The sequence below is a fragment of the Streptomyces sp. NRRL S-646 genome (assembly GCF_000720765.1).
In the GTDB taxonomy this organism is placed as follows: Bacteria; Actinomycetota; Actinomycetes; order Streptomycetales; family Streptomycetaceae; genus Streptomyces.
The window spans coordinates 1-284 of the sequence record NZ_JODC01000117.1; the positions used below are offsets into that span (position 1 = coordinate 1).

Annotated in this window: 1 protein-coding gene; it reads left to right on the forward strand. The window is 67.3% G+C overall.

Translation table 11 applies throughout. The features are described from left to right. Window positions 1-284, forward strand: a 284-nt coding sequence (locus tag IH68_RS51440) for a hypothetical protein (protein ID WP_037886773.1), incomplete at both ends; no start/stop codon positions are given.

Here is a 284-nt window from a genome sequence, read left to right on the forward strand (position 1 = left end):
CTCAAGCGCCGCCACCCGGACGTGCAGACCACGCTGGGCCTGTCGAACATCTCCTTCGGCCTGAACCCGGCCGCGCGCATCCTGCTCAATTCGGTCTTCCTGGACGAGTGCGTCAAGGCCGGTCTGGACTCGGCGATCGTGCACGCCTCGAAGATCCTGCCGATCGCCCGGTTCAGCGAGGAAGAGGTGCAGACGGCCCTCGACCTGATCCACGACCGCCGGTCCGAGGGCTACGACCCGCTGCAGAAGCTGATGGCCCTGTTCGAGGGCGCCACCGCGAAGTC